Here is a 14,721-nt window from a genome sequence, read left to right as displayed (position 1 = left end):
CTAAAGCATGCGCTCCAGACCCACAGTGTTGCTGAGCCAGGCATTGAAACGTCGCCACCAATTGCCTGGCTCACGCGTCAGGGTATGCAGTTGACCATTGTCTTCAGTGACCCAGACCACCGCGCCGTCCTCCAGTCGCACTTCGTAGCTCAAGGTCGGCGCCATGCCTTGCAAGGCCAGTTCGCGCACCCGCCCGGCCAGTTCCGGGCTGTCGACCAGAACCCCGACCTCGGTGTTCCACAGCACCGAACGCGGATCGAAATTGAACGAGCCGATGAATGCCTTTTGCCCGTCGAAGATGATCGCCTTGCTGTGCAGGCTGGAATCGGAGCCGCGATAGGTTGAGCTGCGGAACAGGTTCGGACCGCTACCACCGCCGTCGCCCGGCTGCCGGCGCAATTCAAACAGGCGCACACCGTGCTCCAGCAAGGCTTTGCGGTAGGGCGCGTAGCCGCCGTGGACCGCGGGCACGTCGGTGGCATCGAGAGAGTTGGTCAGCAGGCTGACCGCTACCCCGGCATCCGCGCGTCCGGTCAGGTAGACCAGGCCAGGCGGGCCGGGCACGAAGTAGGCGGAGACCATCACCAGTTCCTTGCTGACGCGTTGCATCTCGGGTGCCAGTTGGGTGGTCAGCAACAGCTGCGGATCGGGCTCGCCGCTGGCCAGGACTTTACTCGGCGCGTCCCACAACGCCTGGTTCCAGGCCCAGATCAGCTCGCTTCGCCAGAGGTCCAGGCGCGGATCGGTCTGGTAGGTCTTCAGTTGCTGGTAAAGCGCATGGTTCTGTCGGCGGGTCTCGTCGAGGGACGCCTGCAGCCGTTCGCGGCTCCTGGCCAGGTCGCCGGTGTCGGGCTGACTGGAGACGACTTCGGCAATGGGCTTGCTCAAGGCGCTGTTCCAGTATTGATCGAAGCTGTGCCCGAGCTGTTCAGCGACCGGGCCGATCCCCAGCAAATCGATATCGGTGAAGTTGAGCTTGGGCTCGGCATCGAAGTATTCGTCGCCAATATTGCGCCCGCCGACAATCGCCGCGCTGTTGTCAGCCAGCCACAGCTTGTTGTGCATGCGCCGGTGTTGCAGCGACAGATCAAAAAGCCGGCCCATGGCCCGCGTGACACCGGTGCTGCGGCCCAGGGCCAGGGGGTTGAACAGGCGAATCTGGATCTGCGGATGGGCGGCGAGGGTGGCGATGGTCTGATCCTGGCCATCGCTGGTGAAGTCGTCGAGCAAGATGCGAACACGCACGCCGCGGTCGGCAGCCTTGAGCAGTTCACTCACCAGCAGCCGGGTGCTGATGCCGTCATGGACGATGTAGTACTGCAAGTCGAGACTGCGTTGCGCGTTGCGGATCAGCTCGGCCCGGGCAGCGAAGGCTTCGCTGCTGTCCGAAAGCAGGCGAAAACCGGAGCGTCCCTGGTGTTCGGCCGCCTGGGCCTGGATCGAGCGGCCGAACGCCGACTCGGCCGCCGGCAATGCCTGGCTGGCCTCGCGTGGCACATTCAGGGTGGCGCAGCCGCTGATCAGCGTGACGAGTAACGCACAGAGGAGGGCGTGTCGTGGGCGCAAGACGAAGTTTCCCGCAAATGACCAGGCTCGAAGTATGGCACGGCTTTGCCGATGCTCAGCGGTCGTCGTCGGGGCATTCGGCCAGCAGCTTGATCGCCGCCGCACCGACCTTGCGCACCGCCTCTTCGACCTGAGGCGTCGGCTTGGCCGCGTAGTTCATGCGCAGGCAATTTCGGTACTTGCCCGAGGCGGAAAAGATACTGCCGACGGCGATCTGTACGCCCTGGTCGAGCAAGACCCGATTGAGCTTGAGGGTGTCGAAACTCTCCGGCAATTCCACCCACAGCATGAAGCTGCCCTGAGGGCGGCTGGCGCGGGTGCCGGCCGGAAAATAGCGACTGACCCAATCCAGCATCAGATCGCGATTGCGCTGGTATTGAGTGCGCATCCGCCGCAAATGAGGTTCGAAATGGCCGCCTTTGAGGAATTCGGCAATGGCGATCTGCGGTTGTGGCGCGGTCGAGCCGGTGCTGATGTATTTCATGTGCAGCACTCGCTCCAGGTACCGTCCCGGCGCCACCCAGCCAATGCGCAGGCCGGGGGCCAACGTCTTGGAGAACGAACTGCACAACAGCACGCGACCGTCCTCGTCGAAAGACTTGATGGTGCGGGGTCGAGGATAGGTATAGGCGAGTTCGCCATACACATCGTCTTCGATGATGGCCACGTCAAAGCGCTGGGCGAGCGTCAACAACGCGCGTTTGCGCGACTCCGGCATGATGTAGCCCAGTGGGTTGTTGCAGTTTGGCGTCAACTGTATGGCCTTGATTGGCCATTGTTCCAGAGCCAATTCCAGCGCTTCGAGGCTGATCCCGGTGAGCGGGTCGGTGGGGATTTCCAGGGCTTTCATCCCCAGGCCCTTGAGGGTCTGCATGGCCCCGTGAAAGCTCGGCGAATCCACCGCCACGATGTCACCCGGCGCACAGATTGCGCGAATGCTGGTGGACAGGGCTTCGTGGCAACCGGTGGTAATCACCAGGTCGTTGGCGCTCAACTGGCTGCCGGAGTCGAGCATCAGCCGGGCAATTTGTTCGCGCAGTTCGAGGGTGCCGTAGATGTTGTCGTAATACAGTCCGGGCATGTCCTGTCGGCGACTGATGCGCGCCAGGTTGCGCAGCAGCGGTTTCATGGTCGGCGTAGTGACGTCGGGCATGCCGCGGCCCAACTGCACCACGTCCTTGCGCGGCACGGCGCGAATCAGTTCGAGCACCTGATCCCACTGCGAAATATCCACCGGGCGCTGAGCGGGACGCCCCACTACCGGCAGCTCGGGCAGTTCGCGCCCGACCGGCACGAAATAGCCGGACTTCGGCTTGGGCCGCGCCAGGCCGCTGTCCTCCAGTACCCGATAAGCCTGTTGCACGGTGCTCAGGCTGACGCCGTGTTCAATGCTCAAGGCCCGCACCGAGGGCAGGCGGTCGCCGGGGCGGTAGAAGCCTTGTTCGATGCGGGTGCCGAGCAATTCGGCGAGGTTGACGTAAAGCGTCATGGCGCAGCCTCAGGGTGGGTACCAGTACAGATGCGTGGAAAAACCGTGATTCAGCCGGGAATTCGGAAAAACTGTATGGAAGTAATACAGCTCTATTGAATCTGTAACGGTTTTTCTGCTCCGCGCATCATGGAATCTCTGGCTACCCAAGTAAACAGGAGCATGCGAAATGAACGGCTTGAGCGATGTGCGGTTGACGTTACACAGTCAGGAACTGGAGGCAGGGCGTGAGTGGGGCATGGGTGCGCAAGCGCTGCGCAATGCCCCGTCCTGCCTGGGCCGCTGGGGCCTGTTCTGGCATCGTCTGCACACGCGCAAGACCTTGCTCGAGCTGACGCCTGAGCAGTTGCGCGATGTTGGGTTGAGCCGGGAGCAGGCGCGGGCTGAAGGCCTGAAGCCGTTCTGGCGCTTGTGATCGATCCGGTCAGACCAACTCTTTAAGGCGATGCCACAGCATGCCCAAGGCCAGCAGCGGAGAGCGCAAGTGTCGACCGCCAGGGAACGTGATGTGCGGGACCTTGGCGAACAGGTCAAAGCCGCCGCCTTGCTGGCCGCTGATGGCTTCGCCGAGCAGCTTGCCGGCCAGGTGAGTGGCATTCACCCCATGGCCTGAATACGCCTGGGCGTAATACACATTCGGTTGATCCTTGAGGCGGCCGATTTGTGGTAGGCGATTGGCGCCGATACCAATCATTCCGCCCCACTGATAGTCGATCCGCACGCTTGCCAGTTGCGGGAATACCTCGAGCATCTTTGGTCGCATATAGGCGGCGATGTCCGCCGGATCGCGGCCGGAGTAGTGACAGGCGCCGCCAAACAGCAGGCGTCGGTCTGCCGAAAGACGGTAGTAGTCCAGTGCCACACGCTGGTCGCACACTGCCATGTTCTGTGGCAGGACGGCGTGTGCCTGCTCTTCACTCAAGGGCTCGGTGGCGATGATGTAGCTGCCGGCCGGAAGCACTTTGCCGCTGAGTTCCGGGTTGAGGTTATTCAGATAGGCATTGCAGCCCAGCACCAGGGTTTTGGCGCGAACCGTGCCCTGAACTGTGTGGACTTTGATCTCCTGGCCATAGTCGATGCGCGTGACAGCGGATTGTTCGAACAATCGCACGCCCAGTTGCGTGGCGGCGGCGGCTTCGCCCAGCGCGAGGTTCAGCGGGTGCAGATGGCCGGAGCCCATATCGATCAGGCCACCGACATAGCGGTCCGACCCCACCACGCTGCGCATTTCGTCAGCCTGCAGCAGGCGAGTCTCATGGCGATAGCCAAGGCTGCGCAGCTCTGCCGCGTCTTGGGCAAAACCTTCAAGGTCGCGGGGCTTGTTGGCCAGGTCGCAGTAGCCCCAGGTCAGGTCGCAGGCGATCTGGAACTGTTCGACGCGCTGGCGGACCAGGTCCACCGCTTCCAGTCCCATCAGCTTCATCTGGCGCACACCCTCGGCGCCCAGCACCGGGGCGAACTGGTCGAGGCCATGGCCGACGCCGCGAATCAATTGCCCGCCATTGCGCCCACTGGCACCCCAACCGATCTTGCGGGCTTCGAGCAGGATCACGCTGAAGCCGCGCTGGGCCAATTCGATCGCTGTGTTCAAGCCGGAAAAGCCGCCGCCGACCACGCACACGTCAGCCAATTGTTCGCCTTGCAACACCGGATAATCCGGCTGCGCCAGGCTCGTGGCAGCGTAATAGGAGGTGGTGTGGTTGCTCGGCGCCGGTGGCTGAACGCGGACAGTCATGGGGCGATCCTGATAGTCGGGTGTTGAGTAAATTTTACGGAGCATAAGCCGGACCTTTCAGCCTGGGCAACATTGGTCGGTTGCGGCTGTATGGTGTCGTGTATTTAAGGCAAAATTCCGGCCTGTCCTATTTCGGTATTCGTTTCGATGAGCTGCAACCGCCAGACCGTCCGCACACTGCGTCAGCAGATTCCCTCATTCGAGTGTGTGCCCGGCTGCCATGATTGCTGCGGCCCGGTGACCACTTCTCCGGAAGAAATGTCGCGACTGCCGCGCAAGACCCGCGCCGAGCAGGACGCCGCCATGGACGAACTCAACTGCGTGCACCTGGGTCCTGATGGCTGCACTGTGTATGACGAACGCCCGCTGATCTGTCGTCTGTTCGGTACTACACCGAGCCTGCCATGCCCCAACGGCCGTGGCCCTGTGGAGCTGATTCACCCGCGGGTCGAGAAACAGATTCACGCCTATATGGCCAGCACACGGCAGGTTCTGGTTTAGCGATTCGGATCAATCCGGGATCGGCAGGTTCAGGCTTTCCTTTACTTCTTCCATCACGATATAGCTCTTGGACTCACGCACGTGAGGCAGCTTGAGCAGGATGTCGCCCAGCAATTTGCGGTACGAGGCCATCTCGGAAATCCGCGCCTTTACCAGGTAATCGAAGTCGCCGGACACCAGGTGACATTCCAATACATGGGGCAATTTCAGTACGGCGCGTCGGAACTCTTCAAAGGTGTCGCCGGATTTGTAGTCGAGGCTGATCTCGACGAACACCAGCAGGCTGCCCTTGAGGTGTTGCGGGTTGAGCCGGGCGTTGTAGCCCATGATGATCCCCTCGCGCTCCAGGCGCCGCACTCGCTCGGTGCAGGGCGTGGTCGACAAACCGACCTTTTCCCCCAGTTCGGTGAACGAAATCCGTCCGTCCGCTTGCAGGATCCGCAGGATGTTGCGGTCGATCTTATCCAGCTCACGTTTGGTCTGGGTGTTGGTACGCATAGGGGATGCGCCTCCGTGAAAAGGGATTTTGCCGAGAATTGTCGCCAAATATAGGCGTTTATATAGTGAAAAGCACTGGCAAATGTTTTTTACACTGCGCCCATCAATGCTCGTACACAACACACGTCAGCGGCATGCCGCGATGAGGGATAAAAAATGCGCGTTCTGGTCTTGGGTAGCGGCGTCATCGGTACCGCCAGTGCCTACTATTTGGCTCGGGCCGGCTTTGAAGTGACGGTGGTCGACCGTCAGCCAGCCGCTGCCATGGAAACCAGTTTCGCCAACGCCGGCCAGGTTTCGCCTGGTTATGCGTCGCCCTGGGCTGCGCCCGGTGTACCGCTCAAAGCCATCAAATGGCTGCTGCAGCGCCACGCACCGCTGGCGATCAAGGCCACTGCCGACATCGACCAATACCTGTGGATGGCGCAGATGCTGCGCAACTGCACCGCCAATCGTTATGCGGTGAACAAGGAGCGCATGGTCCGCCTGTCCGAGTACAGCCGTGACTGCCTCGACGAACTGCGCGCCGAAACCGGGATTGCCTACGAAGGCCGCAGCCTGGGTACTACCCAGCTGTTCCGCACTCAGGCGCAACTCGATGGCGCCGCCAAGGACATCGCCGTACTCAAGGAGTCAGGCGTTCCTTTTGAGCTGCTAGACCGCGCCGGCATTGCCCGCGTCGAACCAGCCCTGGCCAGCGTCACTGACATCCTCGCCGGTGCCCTGCGCCTGCCGAACGACCAGACAGGCGACTGTCAGATCTTCACCACACGCCTCGCTGAAATGGCAGTCAAACTGGGTGTCGAATTCCGCTTCGGCCAGGATATCCAACGCCTGGATTACGCCGGTGACCGAATCAATGGCGTGATGATCGACGGCAAGCTGGAAACCGCCGACCGTTATGTCCTGGCCCTTGGCAGCTACTCGCCGCAGTTGCTCAAGCCGCTGGGCATCAAGGCCCCGGTGTATCCGCTCAAGGGTTACTCGCTGACAGTGCCGATCACCAATCCGGCCATGGCTCCGACCTCGACCATTCTCGACGAGACCTACAAGGTCGCGATCACCCGTTTCGATAACCGCATTCGGGTCGGCGGCATGGCTGAAATCGCCGGTTTTGACCTGTCGCTGAATCCGCGTCGACGCGAAACGCTGGAGATGATCGTCAACGATCTCTATCCTCAGGGCGGTGACTTGGCCCAGGCGAGCTTCTGGACCGGCCTGCGTCCGACCACCCCGGATGGCACGCCCATCGTCGGTGCGACGCCGTTCAAGAACCTGTTCCTGAACACCGGTCACGGCACACTGGGTTGGACCATGGCCTGCGGCTCCGGCCGCCTGCTGGCAGATCTGATGGCGAAGAAGACTCCGCAAATCAGCGCCGAAGGCCTCGATATTTCTCGTTACAGCAACAGCAACCAGGAGGCTGCAAAACATGTCAATCCAGCGCCAGCTCACCAATGAGCGTTTGAGCCAGATCGTCGTCCACAGCGGTACCGTCTATCTGGCGGGCCAGGTCGGCGACGACATGAGTGCCGGAGTTGCGCAGCAGACTCGTGAAACCCTCGCCAACATCGAGCGTTTGCTGGATCTGGCGGGCACCGACAAAACCCGCCTGCTGTCGGCAACCATCTACCTGAAAGACATTGATGCCGACTTCGAAGGCATGAACAGTATCTGGGACAGCTGGCTGCCACACGGCGTTGCCCCAGCCCGGGCGACGGTTGAAGCCAAGCTCTGCGAGCCGGAAATCCTGGTCGAAATCTCGATCGTGGCTGCTCTGCCTTAAATACTCCCTCTCCCGGCGCTCATGGCGATTCACGCTGCCAGCCAGCGCCGGTTTTTTATTCCCCGTCCACCGCCTGGAAGCCTGCCGCCATGCGTCCTGCTCGCGCCCTGATTGATCTTCAAGCCCTGCGTCACAACTACCAACTGGCTCGTGAAAGCTCGGGGGCTCGCGCGCTCGCCGTGATCAAGGCCGACGCCTACGGCCATGGTGCCGTGCGCTGTGCCCAGGCTCTGGAAGCCGAGGCCGATGGTTTCGCCGTGGCGTGCATCGAAGAGGCCCTGGAGCTGCGCGCTGCCGGCATTCGCGCACCGATTCTGCTGCTGGAAGGTTTCTTTGAGGCCGATGAGTTGGCGTTGATCGTCGAGCACGACCTGTGGTGTGTGGTGCACGCCCTTTGGCAACTCGAGGCGATTGAGCAAGCAACGTTGGGCAAGCCGATCACCGTCTGGCTCAAGCTCGACTCGGGCATGCACCGCGTTGGCCTGCACCCGGCGGATTATCAGGCGGCGTACCAACGGCTGCTGGCCAGTGGCAAGGTGGCCAAAATTGTCCTGATGAGCCACTTCGCCCGCGCTGATGAACTCAACAGCAGCAGCGCCAGCGAGCAAGTGGCGGTGTTCGAGGCGGCGCGCCAAGGGCTGTCAGCCCAAGTTAGCCTGCGCAACTCGCCGGCGCTGCTGGGTTGGCCACAGGTGCCCAGCGACTGGGTGCGTCCGGGGATCATGCTGTATGGCGCGACCCCGTTTGAAGAAGCCAACGCCCTGGCGGCGCGCTTGAAACCGGTGATGACTCTGGAATCGAAAGTGATCAGCGTGCGCGAGCTGCCAGCCGGCGAGCCTGTGGGTTACGGCGCCAGGTTCATTACGCCAAAGCCGATGCGCATTGGTGTGGTCGCCATGGGCTATGCCGATGGCTATCCGCGTCAGGCACCTACCGGCACGCCGGTACTGGTCGCCGGCCAGCGCAGTCAGTTGCTGGGCCGGGTTTCGATGGACATGCTGTGCATCGATCTGACCGACGTGCCGCAGGCCGGTCTTGGCTCGACCGTCGAGTTGTGGGGCAAAAACATCCTCGCCAGCGATGTAGCAATGGCTGCGGGCACCATTCCTTATCAGATCTTCTGCAACCTGCGTCGGGTGCCACGCCTCTATTCAGAGGGCTGACGGGGCAGGCGGCAACGCTGCGATCGATAAGCCGAACAGGACTCGGGCTCAAGTGTTGTAAATACTGAACGCTGTCGCCATGATAACGCTCACTATCTACATAACCTGAATCCTGGGAGGCTAATGCATTGGACGTCGGCGAACGACTGCAATCGATCCGTAAACTGAAAGGTCTGTCCCAGCGCGAACTCGCCAAACGTGCGGGCGTGACTAACAGCACCATTTCGATGATCGAGAAAAACAGCGTCAGCCCCTCCATCAGTTCGCTGAGGAAGGTGCTTGGCGGCATCCCCATGTCCATGGTCGAGTTCTTTTCCGAGGAGATCCTCCAGGAAAACCCGACGCAGATCGTCTATAAAGCCAATGAGCTGATTGATATCTCCGATGGTGCCGTGACCATGAAACTGGTGGGCAGGGCGCATCCGAGCCGGGCCATCGCGTTTCTTAGTGAAATCTATCCGCCGGGTGCCGATACCGGTGAGGAGATGCTCACCCATGACGGCGAGGAAACCGGGATTTTGCTGGAGGGTCGCCTGGAATTGGTGGTCGGCCTTGAGACATTTATCCTCGAAGCCGGTGACAGCTACTACTTTGAAAGCACCAAGCCCCATCGATTTCGTAATCCCTTTGATGCTCCGGCGCGACTAATCAGCGCAGCTACACCGGCGAATTTCTAGGAAAAGAGGCGTCAGCCGAGGTTTTGTGAGGCGCCCAAGCTGTTTTCGCCAGGTCTTAATACCCCTAGGACTTTAGGGTTGTTTCAGACTGGCGGGCTAACCGTTATACTTGCGCCCGCCCGCGAAACCGTGGCCGTGGGCGTGACTAGCCACCATTGAGGGTGTACGCGTGAATCTAATTATGAAAATGCTGGCCGCACCAGCAACCGTATTGGCCCTATGGGCAGCCAGCGCTCAAGCTGCAACCAACGACGATATTGCCAAGCGCCTTGAACCCGTCGGCCAGGTCTGTGTACAAGGTCAAGAGTGCAAGGGGATGGAAGTCGCTGCTTCGGCAGGCGGCGGTGGGGCGAAAACCCCTGACGAGATCATTGCCAAACATTGCAACGCTTGCCACGGCAGCGGCCTGTTGGGCGCACCGAAAATCGGTGACACCGCAGCCTGGAAAGAGCGCGCCGATCACCAGGGCGGCCTTGACGGCATCCTGGCCAAGGCCATCACCGGTATTAACGCGATGCCACCTAAAGGCACATGCGCCGATTGCTCCGATGACGACCTCAAAGGTGCAATCCAGAAGATGTCTGGCTTGAAATAAGCGCCCATCTTCAGCGAAAAAGCCGCTTGCGAGCGGCTTTTTTGTGCCTGAGATTTGACCCGCAAGGCTGGTCATGACGAGCAGGAGACGGCAAGCTCCAGTGACCGCAACTCATGGACAGGTCGGGAGGCTCTGATGGTGCAGTCGGTTTCAATCGAACAGGCAGTGGAAGATGTGCTCGCGCGGTTACCCGCACACATTCACCTGGGAATGCCCCTGGGGCTGGGTAAACCCAACCGTTTCGTCAACGCGCTCTACCAGCGCATTGCGCAGTTGCCCGAGCGCCAGCTGACGATCTACACCGCCCTGAGCCTCGGGCGCCCGTCTTTGGGCGATGGCTTGCAGCGACGCTTCCTCGAGCCCTTCGTCGAGCGGGTATTTGGTGACTACCCGGAGCTGGACTACCTCGCCGACCTGCACAAAGACAGCCTGGCGCCGAATATCCGTATTCAGCAATTTTTCCTGCAGCCCGGCAGCCTGCTGCACAGTGCGGCGGCGCAGCAAGACTACGTCAGCAGTAACTACAGCCACGCTGCCCGGGACATCAATGCAGCAGGCCTGAACCTGATTGCGCAACTGGTTGCCCATGATCCGCAACAACCGGAACGTCTGAGCCTGAGCTGCAACCCGGATATCACCCTCGACCTGCTGCCGATGATCGCCAAGCGCCGAGCAGCGGGCGAAACCATCCTGCTGCTCGGCCAGGTGCACAGCGATCTGCCGTATATGCCTGGCGATTCGGAAGTCGAACGCAGCGCATTCGACTGGCTGATCAATGAGGAGGAGGGCAGCACACTGTTTTCCACGCCCAACATGCCCGTGGGTTTTCAGGACCATTTTATTGGCCTGCATGCCAGCACCCTGGTGCGTGACGGCGGCACCTTGCAGATCGGCATCGGCTCCATGGGCGATGCACTGACCGCCGCCTTGCTGGCGCGCCAGGCGGATAACGAGACCTATCGTGCCTTGTTGACGGATCTCGACGCCCATTACTGGGCGCCACTGATCAGCCGAGAAGGCGGCATCGAGCCTTTCGCCCAGGGCCTTTACGGCTGCAGCGAAATGTTCGTCAACGGCCTGCTGGCGCTGGCCGACGCTGGTATTGTGCGGCGCAAGGTCTACCCCAGCGTGGAGCTGCAACATCAAGCCAACGCTGGGACGTTGGATGAGGTGAACAGCCAGGGTGGTGTGTCGATCCACGGTGGGTTCTTTCTCGGCCCGCGGAGTTTCTACCAGCGCCTGAGCGAGCTGCCCCACAGCAAGCGCGCCGAATTCAACATGACCGCTATCAGTTTCATCAACGAACTGTACGGTCAGGAGGAACTCAAGCGTCTTCAGCGTCGCGATGCGCGCTTCATCAACAGCGCCTTCACCATGACCTTATTGGGTGCCGGGGTGGCCGACCAGCTGGAAGATGGACGAGTGCTCAGCGGAGTAGGCGGGCAATACAATTTCGTTGCCCAAGGCCACGCCCTTGAAGGCGCGCGCTCGATCCTGATCCTGCGCAGCTACCGCGAATCCGGCGGCGAGGTCAGTTCCAACATCGTCTGGCAGTACGGCCATTGCACGATCCCACGCCACCTGCGCGACATCGTGATTACCGAGTACGGCATCGCCGACCTGCGCGGCAAGACCGACACCAAGGTCATTGAAGCGCTGCTCAACATCAGCGACTCGCGTTTCCAGCCAGGCTTGATCGAGCAGGCGCAGAAGGCCGGCAAGCTGCCCATGGATTTCAGTCTTGAGCCGCGATTCACTGACAACAGTCCGCAGCGCTTGCAGGCAATTGCCGCACGGCATTCGCGATTGTTTGCGGAGTATCCGCTGGGCAGCGATTTTTCGGCTGAGGAGCGGGATTTATTGCGGGCGCTGAACTGGCTGAAAAGCAAATTCAAACTCACCGAGATCGTGCAATTGGGCAAGGCTGCGTTGGACGCGCCGGAGCCTGGTGAATACCCGCTGCACCTGGAGCGGATGCAACTGACCAGCCCGCAGGGGCTGAAAGAGGAGCTGTATCAGCGATTGTTGCTCACTGGCTTGAAAGCCACAGCTCCTACAGGGGATAGCAGTGTCAGTCGATGAAGGTCACAACCCCGCCTTCCAGGGACTTGACCCGGGCCAGCGATTCGACGCGATAACCCTGTGCATCCAGTTCGGCGCGGCCACCCTGGAACGACTTCTCGATCACGATGCCCAGGCCGGCGACGGTGGCACCAGCTTGCTTGATGATCGAGATCAGTGCCTGGGATGCCTTGCCGTTGGCCAGGAAGTCATCGATGACCAGCACGCGGTCGCTGCTGGTCAGGTGGCGCGGGGAGATCGCCACGGTGCTTTCGACTTTCTTGGTGAACGAGTAAACAGTGGCCGACAGCAGGTTTTCCGTCAGGGTCAGGGACTGTTGCTTGCGGGCGAAAATCACCGGCACGCCGAGGTTCAGACCAGTCATGATCGCCGGGGCGATACCCGAGGCTTCGATGGTGACGATCTTGGTGATCCCCGAATCCTTGAACAGCGTAGCGAACTCGTCGCCGATCAGCTTCATCAGGGCCGGGTCGATCTGGTGGTTCAGAAAGGCGTCGACTTTCAGGACCTGGTCGGAAAGCACGATGCCTTCTTCGCGAATTTTCTTGTGCAGTGCTTCCACAACAGCTTCCTCGGTTGGCGCAACGAGCGCCGAAAGTAGATTAAAAAGTACTCGATTCTAGCGCTTTAACATCGCGCGTATATCTGCCAGTGCGCTATTGCCGCGCACGGCTTTGACTTCAGTCGGTGTGTCGTCGTTGCCTTCCCAGGCCAAGTCGTCCGGCGGCAGCTCATCGAGGAACCGGCTCGGCGAGCAATCGATGATTTCGCCGTACTGCTTGCGCTTGGCGGCAAAGGTGAAGGCCAGGGTCTGACGCGCACGGGTAATGCCGACGTAGGCCAGGCGCCGTTCTTCTTCGATGGTATCGGCTTCGATGCTGGAACGGTGCGGGAGGATTTCCTCTTCCATGCCCATGATGAACACGTAGGGAAACTCCAGTCCCTTGGACGCATGCAGGGTCATCATCTGCACGCCTTCGGCGCCGTCCTCTTCTTCCTGCTGACGTTCGAGCATGTCGCGCAACACCAGCTTGCCAATCGCATCCTCGACGGTCATTTCGCCGTCTTCGTCCTTCTCCAGAGTGTTCTTCAACGCCTCGATCAGGAACCAGACGTTGCTCATCCGGTAATCGGCGGCCTTGTCGCTGGAGCTGTTGGTGCGCAGCCAGTTCTCGTAGTCGATGTCCATGACCATGCTGCGCAGGGCCGAGATCGGGTCTTCGCCGGCGCATTGCTCGCGGACCCTGTCCATGAAGCGCTTGAAGCGTGACAGCCGATCAGTGAAGCGGTTGTCCAGATGCTCACCGAGGCCGATTTCATCGGTGGCGGCATACATCGAGATCTTGCGTTCGGTGGCGTAGTTACCGAGCTTTTCCAGGGTCGTCGAACCGATCTCGCGGCGTGGGACGTTGATCACCCGCAGGAAGGCGTTGTCGTCATCCGGGTTCACGATCAGCCGGAAGTAGGCCATCAGGTCCTTGACCTCCTGGCGTCCGAAAAAGCTGTTGCCACCGGAAAGACGGTACGGCACTTGGTGATGCTGCAGCTTCAGCTCGATCAGTTTGGCCTGGTAGTTGCCCCGGTAGAGAATCGCGAAATCGCTGTAGGGGCGGTCGGTACGCAGGTGCAGGCTGAGGATTTCCACGGCCACGCGCTCGGCCTCGGCGTCTTCGTTGCGGCAGCGAATAACGCGGATCTCGTCGCCATGGCCCATCTCGCTCCACAATTGTTTTTCAAACTCGTGGGGGTTGTTCGAAATCAGCACGTTGGCGCAGCGCAGGATGCGGCTGGTAGAGCGATAGTTTTGCTCCAGCATCACCACTTTCAAGGACGGATAGTCCTCCTTGAGCAGCATCAGGTTTTCCGGGCGTGCGCCACGCCAGGCGTAGATCGACTGATCGTCGTCACCCACCACGGTGAACTGGTTGCGCTTGCCGATCAGCAACTTCACCAGCAAGTACTGGCTAGCGTTGGTGTCCTGGTATTCGTCCACCAGCAGGTAGCGGACCTTGTTCTGCCACTTTTCGAGAATGTCGGCGTGTTCCTGGAACAGCTTCACCGGCAGCAGGATCAGGTCGTCGAAATCCACCGCGTTGAACGCCTTGAGCGTGCGCTGGTAGTGGGTGTAGACGATGGCGGCAGTCTGCTCTTTGGGATTGCGCGCATTTTCCAGGGCTTCGGGCGGCAGGATCAGGTCGTTTTTCCAGGCGCCGATCATGTTCTTGATTTCGTCGACGCCATCGTCGCCCGAATATTCCTTCTGCATGATGTCGGTCATCAGGGCCTTGACGTCGGTCTCGTCGAAAATCGAGAAACCGGGCTTGTAGCCCAGGCGCACATGCTCCTTGCGGATGATGTTCAGGCCCAGATTGTGGAAGGTACACACAGTCAGGCCGCGGCCTTCGCCACCCTTGAGCAGCGTGCCCACCCGCTCCTTCATTTCGCGTGCGGCCTTGTTGGTAAAGGTCATGGCGACAATGTACTGGGCGCGGATGCCACAGTTCTGGATCAGGTGGGCAATCTTGCGGGTGATCACGCTGGTCTTGCCGGAGCCAGCACCGGCGAGCACCAAAAGAGGGCCGCCGACGTAGCTCACGGCTTCTTGCTGCCGGGGATTGAGTCGGGACAT

Annotated in this window: 14 protein-coding genes; 8 read left to right on the top strand and 6 right to left on the bottom strand. The window is 60.6% G+C overall.

The window, feature by feature from the left end:
* Positions 1 to 1,566, bottom strand: a complete 1,566-nt coding sequence (locus KW062_RS00070) for a phospholipase D family protein (protein WP_105753574.1) — start codon at positions 1,564 to 1,566, stop codon at positions 1 to 3.
* A 55-nt stretch (positions 1,567 to 1,621) separates the two neighbouring features.
* Positions 1,622 to 3,055, bottom strand: coding sequence for an aminotransferase-like domain-containing protein (locus tag KW062_RS00065; protein ID WP_105753575.1), 1,434 nt, complete (start codon positions 3,053 to 3,055; stop codon positions 1,622 to 1,624).
* 169 nt (positions 3,056 to 3,224) lie between these two features.
* On the opposite strand from KW062_RS00065, the gene KW062_RS00060 reads away from it, so the two are divergent.
* Positions 3,225 to 3,470 (top strand): DUF1127 domain-containing protein, encoded by a 246-nt coding sequence (locus KW062_RS00060; RefSeq protein ID WP_027616829.1) that lies wholly within the window; start codon positions 3,225 to 3,227, stop codon positions 3,468 to 3,470.
* A 9-nt stretch (positions 3,471 to 3,479) separates the two neighbouring features.
* On the opposite strand, the gene KW062_RS00055 is transcribed toward KW062_RS00060, so the two are convergent.
* Positions 3,480 to 4,790, bottom strand: a complete 1,311-nt coding sequence (locus tag KW062_RS00055) for an NAD(P)/FAD-dependent oxidoreductase (protein WP_105753576.1) — start codon at positions 4,788 to 4,790, stop codon at positions 3,480 to 3,482.
* Positions 4,791 to 4,937: 147 nt separating this feature from the next.
* Between KW062_RS00055 and KW062_RS00050 the strand changes: the two genes are divergently transcribed.
* The gene (locus KW062_RS00050) at positions 4,938 to 5,291 is read left to right on the top strand and encodes a YkgJ family cysteine cluster protein (protein ID WP_027616831.1); all 354 of its coding nucleotides are present in this window, start codon (positions 4,938 to 4,940) and stop codon (positions 5,289 to 5,291) included.
* Positions 5,292 to 5,300: 9 nt separating this feature from the next.
* On the opposite strand, the gene KW062_RS00045 is transcribed toward KW062_RS00050, so the two are convergent.
* Positions 5,301 to 5,789 (bottom strand): Lrp/AsnC ligand binding domain-containing protein, encoded by a 489-nt coding sequence (locus KW062_RS00045; protein ID WP_003206849.1) that lies wholly within the window; start codon positions 5,787 to 5,789, stop codon positions 5,301 to 5,303.
* Positions 5,790 to 5,945: 156 nt separating this feature from the next.
* Between KW062_RS00045 and dadA the strand changes: the two genes are divergently transcribed.
* The 6 genes from dadA to KW062_RS00015 all read left to right on the top strand — a co-directional run bounded on the left by dadA (position 5,946) and on the right by KW062_RS00015 (position 12,092).
* A complete protein-coding gene (gene dadA / locus KW062_RS00040) occupies positions 5,946 to 7,250 on the top strand; it encodes a D-amino acid dehydrogenase (protein WP_027616832.1) in 1,305 nt (434 codons plus the stop codon).
* On the top strand, positions 7,222 to 7,575 hold the full coding sequence (locus KW062_RS00035) for a RidA family protein (RefSeq protein WP_027616833.1): 354 nt from the start codon (positions 7,222 to 7,224) through the stop codon (positions 7,573 to 7,575). Before dadA ends, KW062_RS00035 begins: the two co-directional genes overlap by 29 nt.
* 89 nt (positions 7,576 to 7,664) lie before the next feature.
* Complete coding sequence (gene alr / locus KW062_RS00030) at positions 7,665 to 8,738, top strand: alanine racemase (protein WP_105753577.1); 1,074 nt, start codon at positions 7,665 to 7,667, stop codon at positions 8,736 to 8,738.
* A 128-nt stretch (positions 8,739 to 8,866) separates the two neighbouring features.
* The gene (locus tag KW062_RS00025) at positions 8,867 to 9,415 is read left to right on the top strand and encodes a cupin domain-containing protein (protein WP_027616835.1); all 549 of its coding nucleotides are present in this window, start codon (positions 8,867 to 8,869) and stop codon (positions 9,413 to 9,415) included.
* A 181-nt stretch (positions 9,416 to 9,596) separates the two neighbouring features.
* Complete coding sequence (locus KW062_RS00020; protein ID WP_033865970.1) at positions 9,597 to 10,010, top strand: c-type cytochrome; 414 nt, start codon at positions 9,597 to 9,599, stop codon at positions 10,008 to 10,010.
* 135 nt (positions 10,011 to 10,145) lie between these two features.
* Positions 10,146 to 12,092 carry an acetyl-CoA hydrolase/transferase C-terminal domain-containing protein gene (locus KW062_RS00015; RefSeq protein WP_105753578.1) on the top strand — a complete coding sequence of 649 codons (1,947 nt, stop codon included), beginning with the start codon at positions 10,146 to 10,148 and terminating at the stop codon, positions 12,090 to 12,092.
* Here KW062_RS00015 and KW062_RS00010 read toward each other — a convergent pair.
* Both KW062_RS00010 and rep read right to left on the bottom strand, forming a co-directional pair.
* Positions 12,082 to 12,654 (bottom strand): xanthine phosphoribosyltransferase, encoded by a 573-nt coding sequence (locus KW062_RS00010; protein WP_027616838.1) that lies wholly within the window; start codon positions 12,652 to 12,654, stop codon positions 12,082 to 12,084. The genes KW062_RS00015 and KW062_RS00010 overlap by 11 nt on opposite strands.
* A 57-nt stretch (positions 12,655 to 12,711) precedes the next feature.
* On the bottom strand, positions 12,712 to 14,721 hold the full coding sequence (gene rep, locus KW062_RS00005) for a DNA helicase Rep (protein ID WP_105753728.1): 2,010 nt from the start codon (positions 14,719 to 14,721) through the stop codon (positions 12,712 to 12,714).

Source organism: Pseudomonas fluorescens (assembly GCF_019212185.1).
Classification (GTDB): Bacteria; Pseudomonadota; Gammaproteobacteria; order Pseudomonadales; family Pseudomonadaceae; genus Aquipseudomonas.
Note: the sequence above shows the minus strand (reverse complement) of the source record. Positions and strands in the feature narration are given on the sequence as shown.